The sequence below is a fragment of the Streptomyces sp. NPDC045998 genome (assembly GCF_056430285.1).
In genome coordinates this window covers 755,274-771,508 of the sequence record NZ_JBWKLJ010000002.1, presented here as the reverse complement: position 1 = coordinate 771,508, position 16,235 = coordinate 755,274, and the positions used below count along the sequence as shown (strand labels likewise).

Below are 16,235 nucleotides of genomic sequence, written 5' to 3'. Positions count from 1 at the left end.
CGACAATTCGCGCGCGGGGAGCGTCGGTCAGCGCGCCCGTACGGAGCGGGGCCAGGACGCGGCGGTGGCGGCGGTCGCGGTGGCGACCGCCGCAAGGCGCAGGTAGTCGAGGGTGCCCGGGGTGTCGGTGGGCTGGTGGTAGTGGGGGTTACGGAAGTTCGCCGTACCGGTGAGCATCAGGGCCGGGACGCCGACGTTCCAGAAGGCCGCGTGGTCGCTGCGGTCGAGGTGGGCCAGCGGCGGCACCGCGAGCCCGGCGAGCGCGCCCAGCGGGCCGAGCGGCCGCGGGTCGCGCAGGGTGACGCAGGGCAGCGGCGGCCGCGCGGCCCCGGCCGCCTGGCGCCACAGCCGGGCCGCCGCGTCCGTCGCGCGGCGGTGCACCACGAGCGTGAAGTCGCCGCGCAGCCCGCCGGCGCGGACCTCGGCGGCCACGTCGGGGAACGCCGCCTCGAAGCCCAGCGGCATCAGCTGACTGCCCGGCTCGTCCGTGAAGTACCCGACCGACTCCAGGCACATCATGCCGACGGCCCGCCGGCCGCGCCGCAGCCGCCGGGCCGCGTACCGGGCGCCGATCAGCCCGAGCTCCTCCATGTCGAGGACCGCGAGCGTGACCGCGGGCGGCTGCGGCAGCCCGGCGAGCAGGCGCGCGGTCTCCAGCAGCACGGCCACGCCGGAGGCGTTGTCGTCGGCGCCAGGGCTCGCCTCGACGGTGTCCAGGTGGGCGCCGACGACCACGGTCCGGCGGCTCGGGGCGCCCGGCAGCCGGGCCAGCAGGTTGACGCCGGCCAGCCGCCGGTGCAGCCGGAACTCGAGCGGCAGCGCCTGATGGCCCCGGCGGTCGGTGGAGCCCAGGCGGCACCGGACGTCGAACGGCTGCCGCTCGGTGCGCCAGCCCGCGGCGGCGAGCCGGCCCGCCACGTACTCCTCGGCCCGCCGCATGGCCTCCGGCGCGCGCGTCCGGCTGCGCGGCCCCTCGGCGAGGACCTCCACGTCGTGCCGCAGGCGCGCGGGGTCGGCCCGCGCGCCGAGCTGCCGTACGAGCGCGGCGACGTCCGTGACCGCGGAGGTACCGCCCATGGCACCACGGTGCTCCCGTTCGCGCGGCGCCACAATGGGAGGGGAAGGGAGGGCGATGCCGGTGGCGTACGCGGCGGTGACCGCCCTGAGCCACGTCGGGCTGGTCCGGGAGCACAACGAGGACAGCCTGGTCGTCGGGCCCTGGACGCTGTGCGGCACGGTGACGGAGAGCCCCCAGACTCTGGTCTTCCCGCTCGGCACGCCGCTCGTCGTCGCGGTCGCCGACGGCCTCGGCGGCCAGCCGGCCGGCGAGGTCGCGAGCGCCCTGGTGGCGCGGCGGCTCTCCGCGCTCGGGCCCACGCTGGCCGGTGAGGACGCCGTACGCGACGCCGTGGGCCACTGCAACCGCGCGGTGTACGCGGCGGCCGGCGCCGACCCGGAGCTGCTGACCATGGGCACCACGGTGGCGGGCGCCGTCGTGCTGGCGGAGTCGCTGCTGGTGTTCAACGTCGGTGACAGCAAGGTGTACGCCGTGTCCGGGGACGGTCTGCGCCAGGTCAGCGTCGACGACAGCCCGCCCCCGCCACCGGGGCGGCGCACCACGTCGGCCGTCACCCAGACGCTCGGCGGCGGCACCGCGTTCACCGCCGTCACCCCGCACGTGACCGCCTGCGCCCTCTCCCCCGGCGACCGGTTCCTGATCTGCAGCGACGGCCTGACCGACCCCGTACCGGACGACGACCTCGCGGCCCTGCTGCGCGTGCACGACGACGGCCGGGCCGCCTTCGAGCTCTGGAAGGCCGCCATCGACGCGGGCGGCCCCGACAACATCACCCTCGCCCTCCTCCGCGTCGGCGCGTGACCGGCGAGGGCCCAAAGTCCCGCTTGCGGGTACGCGGGCCGGGGAACCCTCCCGCGGGCGGCGGACTTCCCCGAATCGTCGCGGGCCGCGCGGGCCCGTACCCGCGTCCCGTGCGGCTGATGGCACCGTCCGGGGGGAACGTCCGTACGGGGGGCATCCGCCCCGAAGAGGACAGACAGGCGATCATGGTCCGTGTACTGCTCACACGGGACCGATGCGGAGGAGTGGACAGATGCCGAACGAGCGCGCGGGACAGCAGGCGCGGCCCGAGGACCTCGTCGACGTGGCCCGGCTGGTGACCGCGTACTACACCGTGCACCCCGATCCGGCGGAGGCGGCCCAGCGGGTGGCCTTCGGTACGTCGGGGCATCGCGGGTCGTCCCTCGCGGCGGCGTTCAACGAGGACCACATCGCGGCGACGAGCCAGGCGATCTGCGAGTACCGGGCCCGGCAGGGCACCGACGGGCCGCTGTTCCTGGGGGCGGACACCCACGCCCTGTCGGAGCCCGCGCGGGTGACGGCCGTCGAGGTGTTCGCGGCCAACGGCGTGACCGTGCTCATCGACGCGGGCGACGGCTACACCCCGACGCCCGCGGTGTCGCACGCGATCCTCACCCACAACCGCGGGCGGACCTCGGGCCTGGCCGACGGTGTGGTGGTCACCCCCTCGCACAACCCCCCGGCGGACGGCGGGTTCAAGTACAACCCGCCGAGCGGCGGCCCGGCCGGCTCCGAGGCGACCGGGTGGATCCAGGAGCGGGCCAACGAGATCATCACCGGCGGGCTGAAGGAGGTGCGCCGGCTGCCCTACGCCCGCGCGCTGGCGGCGTCCACCACGGGCCGGTACGACTTCCTCGGCGCGTACGTGCGCGACCTGCCGTCGGTCCTGGACCTGGACGCCGTGCGCGCCGCGGGCGTACGGATCGGCGCGGACCCGCTCGGCGGGGCGTCGGTGGCGTACTGGGGGCGCATCGCCGAGGAGCACCGGCTCGACCTGACGGTGGTGAACCCGCACACGGATCCGACGTGGCGGTTCATGACGCTGGACTGGGACGGCAAGATCCGGATGGACTGCTCGTCGCCGTACGCCATGGCGTCGCTGATCGAGGGACGCGACCGGTTCGCCATCGCCACCGGCAACGACGCGGACGCCGACCGGCACGGCATCGTGACCCCGGACGGCGGGCTGATGAACCCGAACCACTACCTGGCCGCGGCGATCGACCACCTCTTCCGCCACCGTGAGCGGTGGCCGGCGAGCGCGCGGGTCGGCAAGACGCTGGTGTCGTCCGGCATGATCGACCGCGTCGCCGCCGACCTCGGCCGCGAGCTGGTCGAGGTACCGGTCGGCTTCAAGTGGTTCGTCGACGGGCTGGCCGACGGCTCGCTCGGCTTCGGCGGCGAGGAGTCCGCCGGGGCGTCGTTCCTGCGCCGTGACGGCTCGGTGTGGACCACCGACAAGGACGGCATCGTGCTCGCGCTGCTCGCCTCCGAGATGCTGGCGGTGACGGGCCGCACGCCCAGCGAGCGGTACGCCGCGCTGACGGCCCGGTTCGGCGAACCGGCGTACGCGCGCGTCGACGCGCCCGCCACCCGCGAGGAGAAGGCCGCGCTGGGCCGCCTCTCCCCCGCCCAGGTGACCGCCGGCACCCTCGCCGGCGAGCCGATCACCGCCGTCCTGACCGAGGCCCCGGGCAACGGCGCGCCCATCGGCGGCATCAAGGTGTGCACCGACAACGCCTGGTTCGCCGCACGCCCTTCGGGCACCGAGGACGTCTACAAGGTGTACGCCGAGTCGTTCCAGGGCCCCGAGCACCTGGCGCGTGTGCAGGAGGAGGCCCAGGCCGTCGTGTCGGCGGCCCTGCGGGGCTGACGGACGCCGCGCCGTCCCGCGTCACCGGTTCGCCCCTCCCGGCGGGCGTGGGACGGCCCGCGGTGTCACGCTGCTGCGGTAAGCCTGCGGGTAGACCGGCGGTGGGCCCGCGGTAGGGGTACGCCGCACCAGCGACGCGAGGAATCACCGTGATCACCACTGACTTCGTCCAGGGCTCCCCCTGCTGGATCGACCTCGGCGCACCCGATGTCGCGGCGGCGGCCGACTTCTACGGTTCCGTGTTCGGCTGGGAGTACCAGCCGATGGCGGCCGACGAGCCGGACTTCGGCTTCCTGGCGCTGGACGGCAAGAGGATCGGCGGTCTCGGCCGGCTCACCGAGGAAGGCGCCCGCTCCGCCTGGATGATCTACTTCCTCACGGACGACGTCGACGCCACGACCGAGGCGGTGCGGCGGTCGTCCGGCACGGTGCGGGTCGCCCCCATGGACGCCGACGGGGAGGGCCGGATGGCCCAGTACACCGACCCGCAGGGCGGGCAGTTCGCCGTCTGGCAGCCCAGCACGTTCAAGGGCATGGAGGCCGTGGACGAGGTGGGGGCCCTGTGCTGGACGGAGCTGATGACGACGGACGCGCCCGCGGCCAAGGAGTTCTACGGGAGCCTGTTCGGCTGGCGGACGCAGGACATGGACCTGCCCGGGGGCGGCGGAACGTACTCGCTGATCACCCCGTCGGGCCAGCCGGAGGAGCGCATGCACGGCGGGCTCATGCAGCTCCCTGCCGAGCACCTGTCGTTGAACGGTGGTCGCGCCTACTGGCACCCCGTCTTCGGGTCCGAGGACTGCGACGCGACCGTCGCGAAGGTCACCTCGAAGGGGGGCAGCGTGCAGATGGGGCCGGAGGACGCGGAGGGCGTCGGACGGCTGGCGGTCTGCGTCGACCCGGCGGGCGCGGACTTCGTGGTGCTCACCCCGGTCGAGATGAGCTGACGGGCCGGCACGGCACCTCCGCGCCGTCCCTTCCCCGCTCCGTTCACCCGGACGGGTGACCGTCGGTGTGAACACCGCCGAACGGGCCGTACGCCCCGCCCTCCGGTGGCGATCATGCGACAGTGATCAACCAACGCCACCACGCCGGCCGCCGACGGGCCCTCCTCGCGGCCGGCCTCGCCGTGCTCAGCCTGTTGTCGGCGCAGTCCGCGCTGCCCGCCGCCGCCCAGGGCGCGAACGCGCCGTCGACGCCGTCCTCGCACGCCGCCCACCCGCGCCTCGTGACCCCGGCGGAGGCGCGCGTCGACGCCCTGCTGGAGACCATCCGCCACCGTCCCGCCCGGCTGCGGGAGTTCTTCCGGAACCTGCCCAAGGGCGGTGACCTGCACAACCACCTGTCCGGCGCGGTCTCCACGGAGTATCTGATCCGGCTCGCCGGGGAGGACGGCCTGTGCGTCGACGAGTCGACGATGACCGCCGTGGAGCCGCCGTGCGGGCCGGGCAGGCGTCCGGCCGCCGACGCCGCGAGCGACCCGGCGTTCCACCGTGCGCTGGTGCGGGCGTGGTCCATGGAGGGCTTCCCCGAAGGGGAGCCGGGCCACGACCACTTCTTCGCCACCTTCGGCCGGTTCGGCGCGGTAACCTGGCGCCACCGCGGCAAGCTGCTGGCCGAGGTCGCCGACTCCGCGGCCGCGCAGAACCAGTCGTACCTGGAGACGATGGTGAGCCCCGCCTCCGACGGGGCGAAGCAGCTCGCGACGGAGGTCGGCTGGGACGCGGACCTCGCCCGGCTGCACGGCAAGCTGCTGGCCGGCGGGAGGCTCGATCGGCTGGTCGCCGAGGCGCGTGCGGAGGCCGACGAGGCGGACCGCGAGTTCCGTGAGACGGCGCGCTGCGGCACCGCGCGGCCCGCGCCCGGCTGCCGGCTGACGGTCCGCTGGATCGCGCAGGTGTCGCGGGGCAGCGCGCCGGAGCGGGTCTTCACGCAGATGGCCCTGGGGCTGCGGCTGGCGGAGCGCGACCCGCGGTTCGTGGCGGTCAACCTGGTCCAGCCGGAGGACTGGGAGAGCTCCCTGCGCGACTACCGCCTGCAGATGCGGATGCTCGCCCATCTGCACCGCGTCTACCCCCGGGCCCACATCACCCTGCACGCGGGTGAGCTGTGGCCGGGGCTGGTCAAGCCGGAGCACCTGACCTTCCACATCGGCGAGGCGGTGAACGTCGCCGGCGCCGAGCGCATCGGCCACGGCGTCGACCTGGTCCACGAGGACGACTGGCGGCGGCTCGCCCGCACGATGGCCGCCCGGGAGGTGGCGGTGGAGGTGCCGTTCACCAGCAACGCCCAGATCCTCGGTGTGAAGGGCGCGGACCATCCGTTCTCCACCTACCGGGAGTACGGCGTGCCGGTCGTGCTCTCCACCGACGACCCCGGTGTCTCGCGCACCGACATCAGCCACGAGTACCAGTACGCCGCCACGACGTACGACCTCGGCTACCCGGAGCTGAAGGACCTGGCGCGGGCGTCCCTGGAGTACGCCTTCCTGCCGGGCCGGAGCCTGTGGCGGGGCAACCCCACCCGGGAGGGCTACCGGCCCGTCGCGGAGTGCCGTCCGGAGCCGTCCACGCTCCGGGCGCCGGGGTCCGCCTGTCAGGAGCTGCTGGCCACCAGCCCGAAGGCGGCCGTCCAGTGGCGGCAGGAGGTGGCCTTCGCCGCCTTCGAGCGGAGGTTCGGCGCCGGGGCGTGAGCCCCCCTGGCACAGCGGGGGCCACGACGGCACGGGTTGAGCCCGGTTGAACCCGGTTGAGCCCGGTTGAGCCCGGGTTCAGCTCAGGTAGAAGCGGATCGTGGTACCCGTGTCGCCGGTGTGGAGCCGTACGAGGTCGGACAGGTGGTGGACGAGGAGGAGCCCGCGTCCGCCCGGCTGGTGCGGCGGCGGGGGGCGCCGCCCGGCCAGCGGGTCGGTCAGCCGCCCGCCGTCGTGGACCTCGCAGACGACCTGTCCGCCCTCGGCCCAGATCCGCAGGACCCCCTCCCCGGCGCCGTGCACCACGCTGTTGGTGGTGAGCTCGGCGACGGCGAGGGCCAGGTCCTGCGATCGCGGCTCGGTGAGGCCGAGCCGCCGGCCCTGCTCGACGGCGAAGTGCCGTACGCCGGGCAGCAGGCCGGCGGCGAAGGCGTACGACGCGGCGCCGGGCGGGGCGGGCAGCGCCGTGTTGTAGCGGGCGATGACCCCCTCGGGGTCGTAGGCGGCCGAGACCGCCTCACCGGAGTCGTCGAGGACGACGGGGTGGGTCTCCAGGGCGTCGGCCAGCACCTGGGGGTCCAGTCCGTCCGCGTCGTACGGACACAGGATCGTCACGTCACGTCCGGCGAACGCATGGTTGATCAGCGCCTCGTGCTGCACGCAGGCCGGGTACTCCACCTCCGTGCGGCCCGGCCAGATCGGCTCCCCGATGATGCGGATCCGCCCCGGTCCCCGGCTGTCGGCGAACGCCCGCAGCACGCCCGGGATGATGCGGCCGGGGTTGCGGCCCGCCTTGGTCATGTCGACGAAGTGGACCTCGCTCGCGCGGTCGCCCAGCTCCGTCTGGATCAGCTCCAGGCGGGCGGGAGGGGCCGCGACGGCCACGGGCTCGCCGCCGTCCAGACCGTCCAGGATGAAGGGGACCGTGCCCGCCACGTACTGCGCCGCGCCGCGGTAGAACAGCGCCGGATGCACGAAGGGGTCCCCGACGGTGACCTCGCTCGTCACGATGCCACCTCGATCTCGGTCACTTCCGGCCAGAAGAGTTCCAGTATGCGGGGCAATTGTGGCGGAGGGCTGTGCAGGACGATCCTTCGACCCCGCGGCATCGCCTGGGCGGTGAGTACCAGATCGGTGGCGCCGGCGACGTCGATGAACGACACCTGCGCCAGATCGGCATGACAGGCGTCCCCTGGCTGCCGCACTAGCTCCTCCAGCACCGTGCGCCAAGCCAAGCGCGTGGTCACACTGATCTCCCCGTTCACCCGCAGGCCGGACAGGTCCCCCAGCGGATGCGCCTCGAGGGAAGCCTCTTCCCCCGGTTCCGCGTCGAAACCCGCCCGGCCGGCAGGTCGGCCCTTCATGCTCATTTTCCGTACCGTACCCGCCGCGGCCGTCGGCATGTCACCCCGGGGCGGCCGTAACAAGACGACAGCGGTTGGCGTACGAGCTCCACGGCGGGGGTGCCGCCCGCCCGGCGCGGTTTCCGTTCGTACGGTATGGGGCATTTGTGGGGCTATGCCTGCACACCGAACTCCCCTCGCCGATCGCACCGCCTCCCTGTTCCTGAAGGGCTACGCCTGGCTGCCCAACCGGATGCGGCGCGCCCCGGACGGCGTCGTCCGGGTCCGGCTCCTCGGGCGGCACGCGGTGGCTCTCCGAGGACCCGAGGCCGTGCGGTTCTTCTACGACGAGGCCAACGTCCGCCGCGGTGGGGTTCTCCCGGAACCGGTACGCGCCACCCTCTTCGGTGACGGTGCGGTGCACACGCTTGACGGGGAGGGCCACCGGGTCCGCAAGGCGATGTTCCTCTCCCTGCTGACACCGCCGGCGCGCGTCGCGGATCTGGTGGAGCTCGTCGGCGACGCGTGGGATGGTGCCGTGCGGCAGTGGGGCCGGCAGCCGGAAGTCGTGCTGTTCGACGAGGCGGCGGAGGTGCTGACAGCGGGGGTGTGCCGCTGGACCGGGGTACCCCTGGAGGTCGCGCGCACCGGCGCGGTGGCGCGCGACATGGTGGCGATGGTCGACGGTTTCGCCACCCCGGGACCGCGCCACTGGCGCGCCCGCGCGGCACGCCGCCGGTGCGAGGCCTGGCTGGGCGGGCTGGTGGAGGACGTACGCGCCGGGGCGGTCGAGATGCCCGAGGGCTCGGTCGTCGACGTGGTGGCCCGGCACCGCGACTCCGACGGGCGGGCCCTGGACGCGCGCACCGCCGCCGTGGAACTGCTCAATGTCATCCGGCCGACGGTCGCGGTGGCCTGGTTCGTCGCGTTCGCCGCGCACGCGCTGCACCGCTGGCCCGAGCACCGCAAGCGGCTCCAGGACGACGACGCGGCGTACGCGGCGGCCTTCGTGCACGAGGTCCGCCGCTTCTACCCCTTCGCACCCTTCCTCGCGGGCCGGGCGGCCGACGACCTGGACTGGCGGGGCCACCCGATCCCCCGGGGCGCGCTCGTCGTGCTGGACGTGTACGGCCAGAACCACGACACCGCGCTGTGGGGCGATCCGTACACCTTCCGCCCCGAACGCTTCCTGCAGCACCCGGTGGACCGGGACGAGCTCGTCCCACAGGGCGGGGGCGACCCGTCCACGGGGCACCGGTGCCCCGGCGAGGCCGTCACCATCGCGCTGCTGGAGGCCCTCTCCATCCGGCTGGCGCGGCTGCGGTACGACGTGCCGGACCAGGACCTCGCCATTCCCCTGGGGCGCATCCCCACCCGGCCGCGCGACGGCCTGCGGATCGCGGCCGTACGGCTCGACGCCGACGGGAACGCCGGGTGACCGTGCGGGCCGTCAGCCGCCGGCTCCGCTGATCGTTTCGACGAGCTCCCGCTTGCGCAGCGCGCTGACCCTGCCGACTCCGCGCTCGTGGGCGAGACCGCGCAGCTCCTCCATGCGCATGCGCTCCAGCTCCTCCATGCGCATGTGCTCCAGCTCCTCCATGGAGGTGCCGGACCGCTGCTGCTCGGCCTTCCACCTCGCACGCGACCGACGCCCCCGCCGGCGCGTCCGGCGGGGGCGGGGGGGTGTCCGGCGGCCGGCGGCCGGCGGTCCGGTCAGTGGCCCATAGCCTTGCGCACGGCGTCCTTGGTGCGGTCCATCAGCGCGGCGACCGGGCCCAGCGCGACGTTGGCCGCGGCCGACTCCACGCCGGGGTGCGGCCGGGTCGGGGCCATGGCCTCGGCGGCCTTGACGCCCCGCGCCATCGCCGCGAGCCGCGCGCCGTCCGTGCTGCGCCGGATGTGGGTGAACTCGTAGCGCTCCTCGGCGCGGGCGTGCGCCTGTACGTCGGCGCGCAGCGCGAGCAGCTGCGGCATGAACGCGGGGTCGTCGGTGTCCATGCCGTCGAGGGCGGCCAGCACCTTCTTGGCGGCGTGCTCCTCGGCGAGACGGTCCTCGACCACCTCGTCGCCGCCCGGCATCGAACGGCGGGCGAAGGGGTGGACGACCTCCTCCTCCGCCGTCTCGTGGACCGCGAGGAGGCGTACCAGGCGGCGGAACGCCTCCCGGCGCTCGTCTCCGGTGCACCGCTCGACCTCGTCGAAGAGGTTGCGGATGTCTCCGTGCTGGCGCATCAGCAGCGAAACGACGTCGTCGTCCGGGGCGTTGTCGTCGCCGGCGTGGGGGGTGTCGATCGGGGACACGGCGGGCCTCCTACTTCTCCTGCAGGGCGGGGTCGGGGTGCGGTCCTTCGGTCTCGACGCGGTACTCGCGGCCGAACATGTCCTGGTGCTGGGCCATGACGCGCTCGCTGGGCGGCTCCTCGCCGCCGTTGATCGCGGCCTGCATCTTCTCGAACCGCTCGTGGGCCTCGCGCACATAGCCGGCGCCCAGGGTGGTGAGGTCGATCTGGGTGGCGAGCAGGTCGCGTACGTACGCCTTGTTGGGCTCGAAGGTGAGCACGTTGGGCAGCTCGGGCGCGAGCACCGACTCGGGGTCGCGCCCGTCGTGCCGCCGCATCAGGTCGCACGCGATGCGCAGGTGCTCCAGCTCCATGTTGAGGTGCAGCTCCCAGATGGCCTTGACCTTCGGGTCGCTCTCCTGCTCCATGAAGGAGTAGTACAGGTAGCACTCGTTGTACTCGTGGTTCACGAGCTGCTCCCACCACGTCTCGCCCGGGTCGACCAGCGACTCGTAGTGGGTGACGTGCTCCTCCTCGATGAGCCCGATCTCCTGGTAGAGCTGGCGGGCGATGGGCTCCATGTAGGTGGAGCCGGTGTTCATGTAGAAGTTCATCGTCTGCTGCTCCGCCGACATGACGGTCAGGGCGTGCAGCTTCGACAGCGGGTTCGTCTGCTCGCGGTCGTAGGGGTCGCGGACGTTGTCGGCGGGGTGCCGGTGGTGGTACTTCGTCGGGCGGCCCGGGATGATCTCGGTGAGGTTGTCGACGATCGACTCCGCCTTGCGGTGCTCGATCATCTCGTACAGGTTCGCGTACCGGTACAGGTGGTCGAAGTCCTCCAGGACGCCGAACTGGTACGCCTGCTTCAGGTACGGGTCGGGCTCCATCCGCGCGATCCAGGCGGTGAGGTCCACGGCGACCTGCTCGTACGCGATCGTCGTCTCCAGGACCGACGACACGCCGGGCAGCAGCCAGTTCACGACCTTCTGTTGCTGGGCCTCGATGTAGCGGGTCTCGGCCAGCTGCCGCTTCACCTCGGGGTCGATGGTGTTGCGGGCGAGCTGGTGGCTGAAGAGGATCGCCTCGACCTCGATGCCGTTCATCGTGATGATGCGGCAGCGGGTGTACGGGTCGCAGTGGTCGGGGTCGATGGGCTCGACGTTCAGCTCGCGCCAGTTCCTGAGCTGACGGTCCAGCGGGATACCGCGTTGCTCCAGCGGATTGAAGGACATGGGGCCTCCTGTGGGCGGTGGCAGTGGACTGCACGGCTGGGTACCCCGAAACGCGTACGGGGAACGATGCGTTTCGGCCGGGGCGAGAGACATGCTTAACCGCTTCCGGATTCCGCCTACCGCCCGCGCCCTCGCCCGTTGCTCCCTCCGGGGTAATCACCGGGGCCATCGGCCCGCACCTCCTTGACCTCGCGGTGGACACCGCACTCGCGGCGACGTCGATCACGCACGCGTCCCCCGCCGGGCGCGTGGGGCTCGGCGGAGGACGGGGAGAGCGACGGGATTACGGGGTGACGCAGCCGATCATGCCGATCGGGTAGTCGTTGCCCGTCGAGGTGGCGGTGAAGCCGAAGGTGACGCTGCTGTCGGCGCCGATCGTCCGGTTGTAGTCCACGTTCCGCACGGTGACCGTGCCGTCCGCGCCGTTCGTCAAGGATCCGCCCCAGATGCTGCTGATCTTCGTGCCGGTGCCGGGTTTCCAGGTGACGCCCCAGCCGCTGGTCGGCGTGGTGCTGTGGTTCATCACCTCCACGGAGGCCTGGAAGCCGCCGTTCCAGGAATTGACCACGTTGTAGACGGCCATGCAGGAGCCGGTGTGGGGGTCGGTGGGAGTCGGGGTCGGGGTCGGCGTGGGGGTCGGGGTCGGGGTCGGCGTGGGGGTCGGGGTCGGGGTCGGGGTGGGCGTCGGCGTCGGGTTCGAGCCCCGGATGCCGGTGACCTCGCCGTTGCCGCCGTCGAAGACCACGTCGGAGCAGGAGAAGAAGTTCTCCTGGCTGTCCGAACGCACCCACTGGATGAAGATCATCGCGTCACCGGAGCGGCCCGAAGGCAGCTTCAGGTCCCAGTAGTAATGGCCGCCGTTGGTGCCCACGGAGCCCTGCTGGGGCGGGTTGGTCACCGTCTGGATCAGGTCGAGGTCACCCCAGGCCAGCGGCTTCGTGGGCGACCAGCCCGGCTTGGTGAGGTAGACCCGGAAGTCGCCCGGGTGCGCCGCCCAGTTGCTGTACTTCACCCGCATCGTCGCCCCGGACGTCAGGTGCGTCCTGGGCCAGTCGGCGCGGGCCGCGTTGTAGGCGGAGAAGTTGTACGGGGAGCGGTCGCCGGCGCTGCACAGCTTGCCGTCCGGGACGTAGCCGGCGCCTCGCCCGCCGGCGTTGGAGTCGAGCACGGCGAACCAGTTGTACAGGGCGCTGCCGCCGCTCTGCGCGAGCGCGTCCTTGCAGGCGGGGTTGGTGGGGTCCAGCCCGCCGGTGCCCGTGATGGCGTCCAGCTGGCACAGGTACGTGCGCGAGCCGGGCATCATGGCGACGCCGTGCGCCTGCGCCGTGTTCTGCCCCAGGAGGAGCAGCCCTATCGCGGACAGGAGCGTGGCGAAGGCGGTTGCCAGGGAGTACGTCTTACGTCGTGACACAAGGCCTCACCCTTCGAGCCTTTCGAGTGGCAGTGATGATCTGCGCATGACAATGCGTTGCTTGACCGTGTTTGCCCCGCCACTTGGGAGCGCTCCCATCGCTACGGTACCCAGACGTAAAGAGGGTGTAAAGGGAACGTCCCGAGAAACGCGTCCCGAGAAGCTCAGCCGAGTCCGCCGTCCGCGCCGCAGCAGCCGTCCCGCCGCAGTTGCCGCCCGACGGCCGACCAGTCCGCGTCGGAAGGCTCCTGGGAGCGGCCGGTACCCGAACCCCTGCCGGTACCGGCGAACGCGGCGACGAGCGCGGCCTGTTCGTACGGCACCCCGCCCCGCAGCACCGAGACCGTACGCACCAGCGTGTCGAAGTCCGCGAACGGATCCCCGTCCACCACCGTCACGTCCGCCACCTTGCCGACCTCCAGGCTCCCCAGGTCGCGCTCGGCCCCGAAGGCACGGGCGGCCAGCAGGGTCGCCGTGCGGAGGGCCTCGGCCGGGGACAGGCCACCCAGGTGGTGCATCGCCCGCAGGTTCATGTGCAGCGAGAGGCCCACCGGCACGATCGGTGCGTCGGTGCCCAGGGCGACCAGTCCGCCCGCGGCGAGCACCCGCCGGTACAGGCCAGTCTCGGTGCGCAGCGCGGCCAGTTGCGCCTCACTGGGCGGGCGCGCGGCCAGCTCCCGTACGGCTGCGGTGTCCCAGGGCGCCATGACGGTCGTGACGCGGGGATCGCGGGCGAGCCCGGGGTCGGCGCCCACCAGGCTCATCGCCGAGAAGGGCGTGGCGATCAGCGTGAAGTCCACGCCCCGCGCGGTGTAGATCTCCTCGACGTCCTGGTAGGACCGCCCGGACGCCGTCGTCGCGTGCCCGAACTCGGCACGCTGCGTCGCCTGGAGATGGGTGGTCAGGTCCTGCCCGGTCTGTACGCCCGGCGAGCAGAAGTGGCTGCCCGCGGGGACGCCGAGCCGCTCGTGGGCGAAGCGGGCGGCCTCCTCCATCACCCAGGCCGGGGCGCGTACGTACGTCTTGACCACATCCCAGTCGAGCGCGGCCCCGCGCTCCAGGGACCGCCGCAGGCCCGCACGCGTGTGGTGCGCTCTGCCCATGCTGTACGCCACGCGGGCGCCGTCGAGCAGTTCGCCGCAGGTCAGCAGGCGGGGCCCGGCCAGCTGCCCGGCGGTGATCGCCTCGCGGAGGCGGGCCTGTTCGTAGGCGAACCCGCCGAGCGAGACGGCCGTGGTGATGCCGTACGACAGCTGGGCGGCCGTCTGGCGGCCGCCGTAGGTGCTCTGCCAGGGGTGGCTGTGCGTGTCCCACAGCCCGGGCAGCACCGTGCCGTGCCCGGCGTCGACACGCCGCAGTGCCGGCCGGGCGCGGGCCGGCCGGTGCGGCTCGATCGACGCGACGCGTCCGCGGCGTACGACGATGTCGACGTCCTCCCGTACCGAGGTGTCGCCGCCCGTGCCGTCCCACAGCCGGCCCGCGTGTACGACCGTGTCGGCCGGCGTCGGGCGCCGGTGGTCCAGGGGGACGCGTACGGTGCGGGGCCGGCCGTCCTCCCGGCCGGTGAGCCGCAGCAGCCTCAGCCGGTCCCCGGAGAGGTACAGCAGGGTGCGGGAGTCGCCCGACCAGGAGGGGTGGTCGGCCGCTTCGTCGCCGAGCCGGCGCAGCGGGCCGCGGGGCGTGCCGTCCGGCGCCACCGGCAGCAGGCACAGCGCCGATTCGACGATCAGCGCCATCCAGCGCCCGTCGGGCGACCAGACCGGACCGGAGTCGTAGCGGTCGGAGATCGAGGCGTGCGGCTGGACGGCGTGCAGGCGGGTGGAGCCGGTCTCGGTGTCGGCGACCCGGATGAGGTTGTAGCCCTCGCGGAAGCGCCGGTTCAGCCGGTTGCGGTCGCACCACGCGAGATGGCGGCCGTCCGGGGACCAGCTCGGCCGGCCCGGCAGCCCTCCGCCGCCGAGGGGCGCGGCGAGGACGCGTTCGGCTCCCGTGGACAGGTCGCGGAGGATGACGTTGCCCGCCATGTCGAGGCAGGCCAGCCGGGTGCCGTCGGGCGACGGGGCCGGGAGGACCCGGCCGCCGGTGGCGAGCGCCGTGCGCGTACCGGAGCCGAGGTCGAGCCGGTACACGCCCAGCAGGCCGTCGCTGTCGTCGCAGTACACCAGGGACCGGCCGTCCGGCGCCCAAACGGGTCCGAGGACATAGCGGGTGGCGTCGGCGCGCAGCAGCCGGCGGGGTGGCCGCCCGCCGGTCGTGCCGGCCACCCAGAGGGAGTTGAGCGCGGCGAAGGCGACGCTCCGGCCGTCGGGTGACAGCGCCGGGAGGTGGATTCCGCGCACCGGGCGCAGCCGGTCGCCGTCGAAGTCGTGCTCCTTGGCGCGGTAGCGCGGCCGCTCCACGGGCAGCGCCGCCCGGAAGGGGATCGGTTCGGCGGTGTGGGGCGCCTCGGGGCGGACGAGCGTGAAGCGGCCGTCGACGGTCAGCAGCAGCTCTCCGTCGGCCGTCCAGCGCGGCGGTACGGGCGCGATGTCGCCGTCGACCGCCACCGGCGCGCCGTCGACCACGAGGGTGCAGGAGCCCCGGGGCGCGGGGGTGGTCCGGAGGTACGCCAGCCGCTTCCCGTCCGGTGCGACGGCCGGGGCCATGACCTGGGCGGTGGCGCGCTCGGTGTGCACGACGTCGACCGCGCCGCTCCCGTCGGCGGCCACGGCCGCCACCGTCCGGGCCTCCAGGGTCACCGTGCCGGTGGGGCTCGTCAGGGCCCGGGCCCGTACGAACAGGATCCGTTCGCCGTCCGGGGACCAGGTGGGGTCGAAGTCCTCCCAGGCGCCGTCCTGCGACGGGCCGTCCTGGCCGGGCAGTCCAGTCACCCGGGTGAGCCCTCCGCCCCTCAGGTCGAGCACCCAGATCCGGTACGGCGCGCCCGTCACCGGATCGCCGCCGCGCTCGGACGCGAACGCGATCCGGGTGCCGTCCGGGGACCAGGCCGGGCCCCGGTCGTCCCAGGGCCCTTCGGTGCGCCGGCGGAGCTCCGATCCGTCGGGGCGCACGGTCCACAGGTGGAACCCGCCGTCCCGGTACGCGCAGAAGGCGACGAGCGCGCCGTCGGGCGAGACGGCCGGCCGGTTCGGCTCCAGGTCGGGCGGGGTGAGCGGGAGGGCCCTGCCGCCCGCGCGGGGCACCGACCACAGGGTGTGCTGCACCTCGGCGATGAGCCGGTCGCCCGCGGGCAGGAGGTCGGCGGAGCCGTTGGTGGCGGCGGTGAACTCCAGGCGCGGGCCGGCGGGCCGCGGCGGGGCCGCGGCGGTGGCGGCGTCGGCGGCCCCGGCCCCGGTCCCCGTGGCGACGAGCACGGTGCCGGCCGCCACCCCGGCTCCCGCGAGGAATCCACGGCGGGAGAGACCCTCAGCCCCGGACATCGGCTGCCCTGCGTCCAACGGTCCTCCCGGTCGAAGCGCTCGGCGGATCACCACGCGCCCGCGCGCGCAGGAGCATCCTTCCGCGCGGGCCCCTCACCTATGCACGG

General features: G+C 73.7%; 13 protein-coding genes. 5 read left to right on the top strand and 8 right to left on the bottom strand.

Annotated elements, in window-relative coordinates; genetic code table 11:
* Positions 1–27: 27 nt before the first annotated feature.
* Entirely contained in the window at positions 28–1,077 is a 1,050-nt protein-coding gene (locus AC07FJ_RS08410; protein WP_479046668.1) for a M28 family peptidase, read from the bottom strand.
* Between the two features lie 61 nt (positions 1,078–1,138).
* Here AC07FJ_RS08410 and AC07FJ_RS08405 point away from each other — a divergent pair, with 61 nt between their 5' ends.
* The 4 genes from AC07FJ_RS08405 (at position 1,139) to AC07FJ_RS08390 (ending at position 6,444) form a co-directional block, all read left to right on the top strand.
* Positions 1,139–1,879, top strand: a complete 741-nt coding sequence (locus AC07FJ_RS08405) for a PP2C family protein-serine/threonine phosphatase (RefSeq protein ID WP_479046948.1) — start codon at positions 1,139–1,141, stop codon at positions 1,877–1,879.
* Between the two features lie 232 nt (positions 1,880–2,111).
* Positions 2,112–3,752, top strand: coding sequence for a phosphoglucomutase (alpha-D-glucose-1,6-bisphosphate-dependent) (gene pgm, locus AC07FJ_RS08400; protein ID WP_479046666.1), 1,641 nt, complete (start codon positions 2,112–2,114; stop codon positions 3,750–3,752).
* 149 nt (positions 3,753–3,901) lie between these two features.
* A complete protein-coding gene (locus tag AC07FJ_RS08395) occupies positions 3,902–4,699 on the top strand; it encodes a VOC family protein (protein ID WP_479046663.1) in 798 nt (265 codons plus the stop codon).
* 122 nt (positions 4,700–4,821) lie between these two features.
* Positions 4,822–6,444, top strand: coding sequence for an adenosine deaminase family protein (locus tag AC07FJ_RS08390; RefSeq protein ID WP_479046661.1), 1,623 nt, complete (start codon positions 4,822–4,824; stop codon positions 6,442–6,444).
* A gap of 78 nt (positions 6,445–6,522) precedes the next feature.
* On the opposite strand, the gene AC07FJ_RS08385 is transcribed toward AC07FJ_RS08390, so the two are convergent.
* Both AC07FJ_RS08385 and AC07FJ_RS08380 read right to left on the bottom strand, forming a co-directional pair.
* Positions 6,523–7,452, bottom strand: coding sequence for an anti-sigma factor RsbA family regulatory protein (locus AC07FJ_RS08385; RefSeq protein WP_479046658.1), 930 nt, complete (start codon positions 7,450–7,452; stop codon positions 6,523–6,525).
* The gene (locus AC07FJ_RS08380) at positions 7,449–7,814 is read right to left on the bottom strand and encodes an STAS domain-containing protein (protein WP_479046656.1); all 366 of its coding nucleotides are present in this window, start codon (positions 7,812–7,814) and stop codon (positions 7,449–7,451) included. Before AC07FJ_RS08380 ends, AC07FJ_RS08385 begins: the two co-directional genes overlap by 4 nt.
* 148 nt (positions 7,815–7,962) lie before the next feature.
* On the opposite strand from AC07FJ_RS08380, the gene AC07FJ_RS08375 reads away from it, so the two are divergent.
* Positions 7,963–9,225, top strand: a complete 1,263-nt coding sequence (locus tag AC07FJ_RS08375; protein ID WP_479046653.1) for a cytochrome P450 — start codon at positions 7,963–7,965, stop codon at positions 9,223–9,225.
* A 12-nt stretch (positions 9,226–9,237) separates the two neighbouring features.
* On the opposite strand, the gene AC07FJ_RS08370 is transcribed toward AC07FJ_RS08375, so the two are convergent.
* The 5 genes from AC07FJ_RS08370 to AC07FJ_RS08350 form a co-directional block, all read right to left on the bottom strand.
* Complete coding sequence (locus tag AC07FJ_RS08370) at positions 9,238–9,369, bottom strand: Rho termination factor N-terminal domain-containing protein (RefSeq protein ID WP_479046651.1); 132 nt, start codon at positions 9,367–9,369, stop codon at positions 9,238–9,240.
* Between the two features lie 131 nt (positions 9,370–9,500).
* Positions 9,501–10,088 carry a hemerythrin domain-containing protein gene (locus AC07FJ_RS08365; RefSeq protein WP_479046649.1) on the bottom strand — a complete coding sequence of 196 codons (588 nt, stop codon included), beginning with the start codon at positions 10,086–10,088 and terminating at the stop codon, positions 9,501–9,503.
* 10 nt (positions 10,089–10,098) lie between these two features.
* On the bottom strand, positions 10,099–11,298 hold the full coding sequence (locus AC07FJ_RS08360) for a hypothetical protein (RefSeq protein ID WP_479046647.1): 1,200 nt from the start codon (positions 11,296–11,298) through the stop codon (positions 10,099–10,101).
* 283 nt (positions 11,299–11,581) lie between these two features.
* Complete coding sequence (locus AC07FJ_RS08355; protein WP_479046644.1) at positions 11,582–12,709, bottom strand: lytic polysaccharide monooxygenase auxiliary activity family 9 protein; 1,128 nt, start codon at positions 12,707–12,709, stop codon at positions 11,582–11,584.
* A 164-nt stretch (positions 12,710–12,873) separates the two neighbouring features.
* Positions 12,874–16,128, bottom strand: a complete 3,255-nt coding sequence (locus tag AC07FJ_RS08350; protein WP_479046642.1) for an amidohydrolase family protein — start codon at positions 16,126–16,128, stop codon at positions 12,874–12,876.
* Positions 16,129–16,235 lie beyond the last annotated feature (107 nt).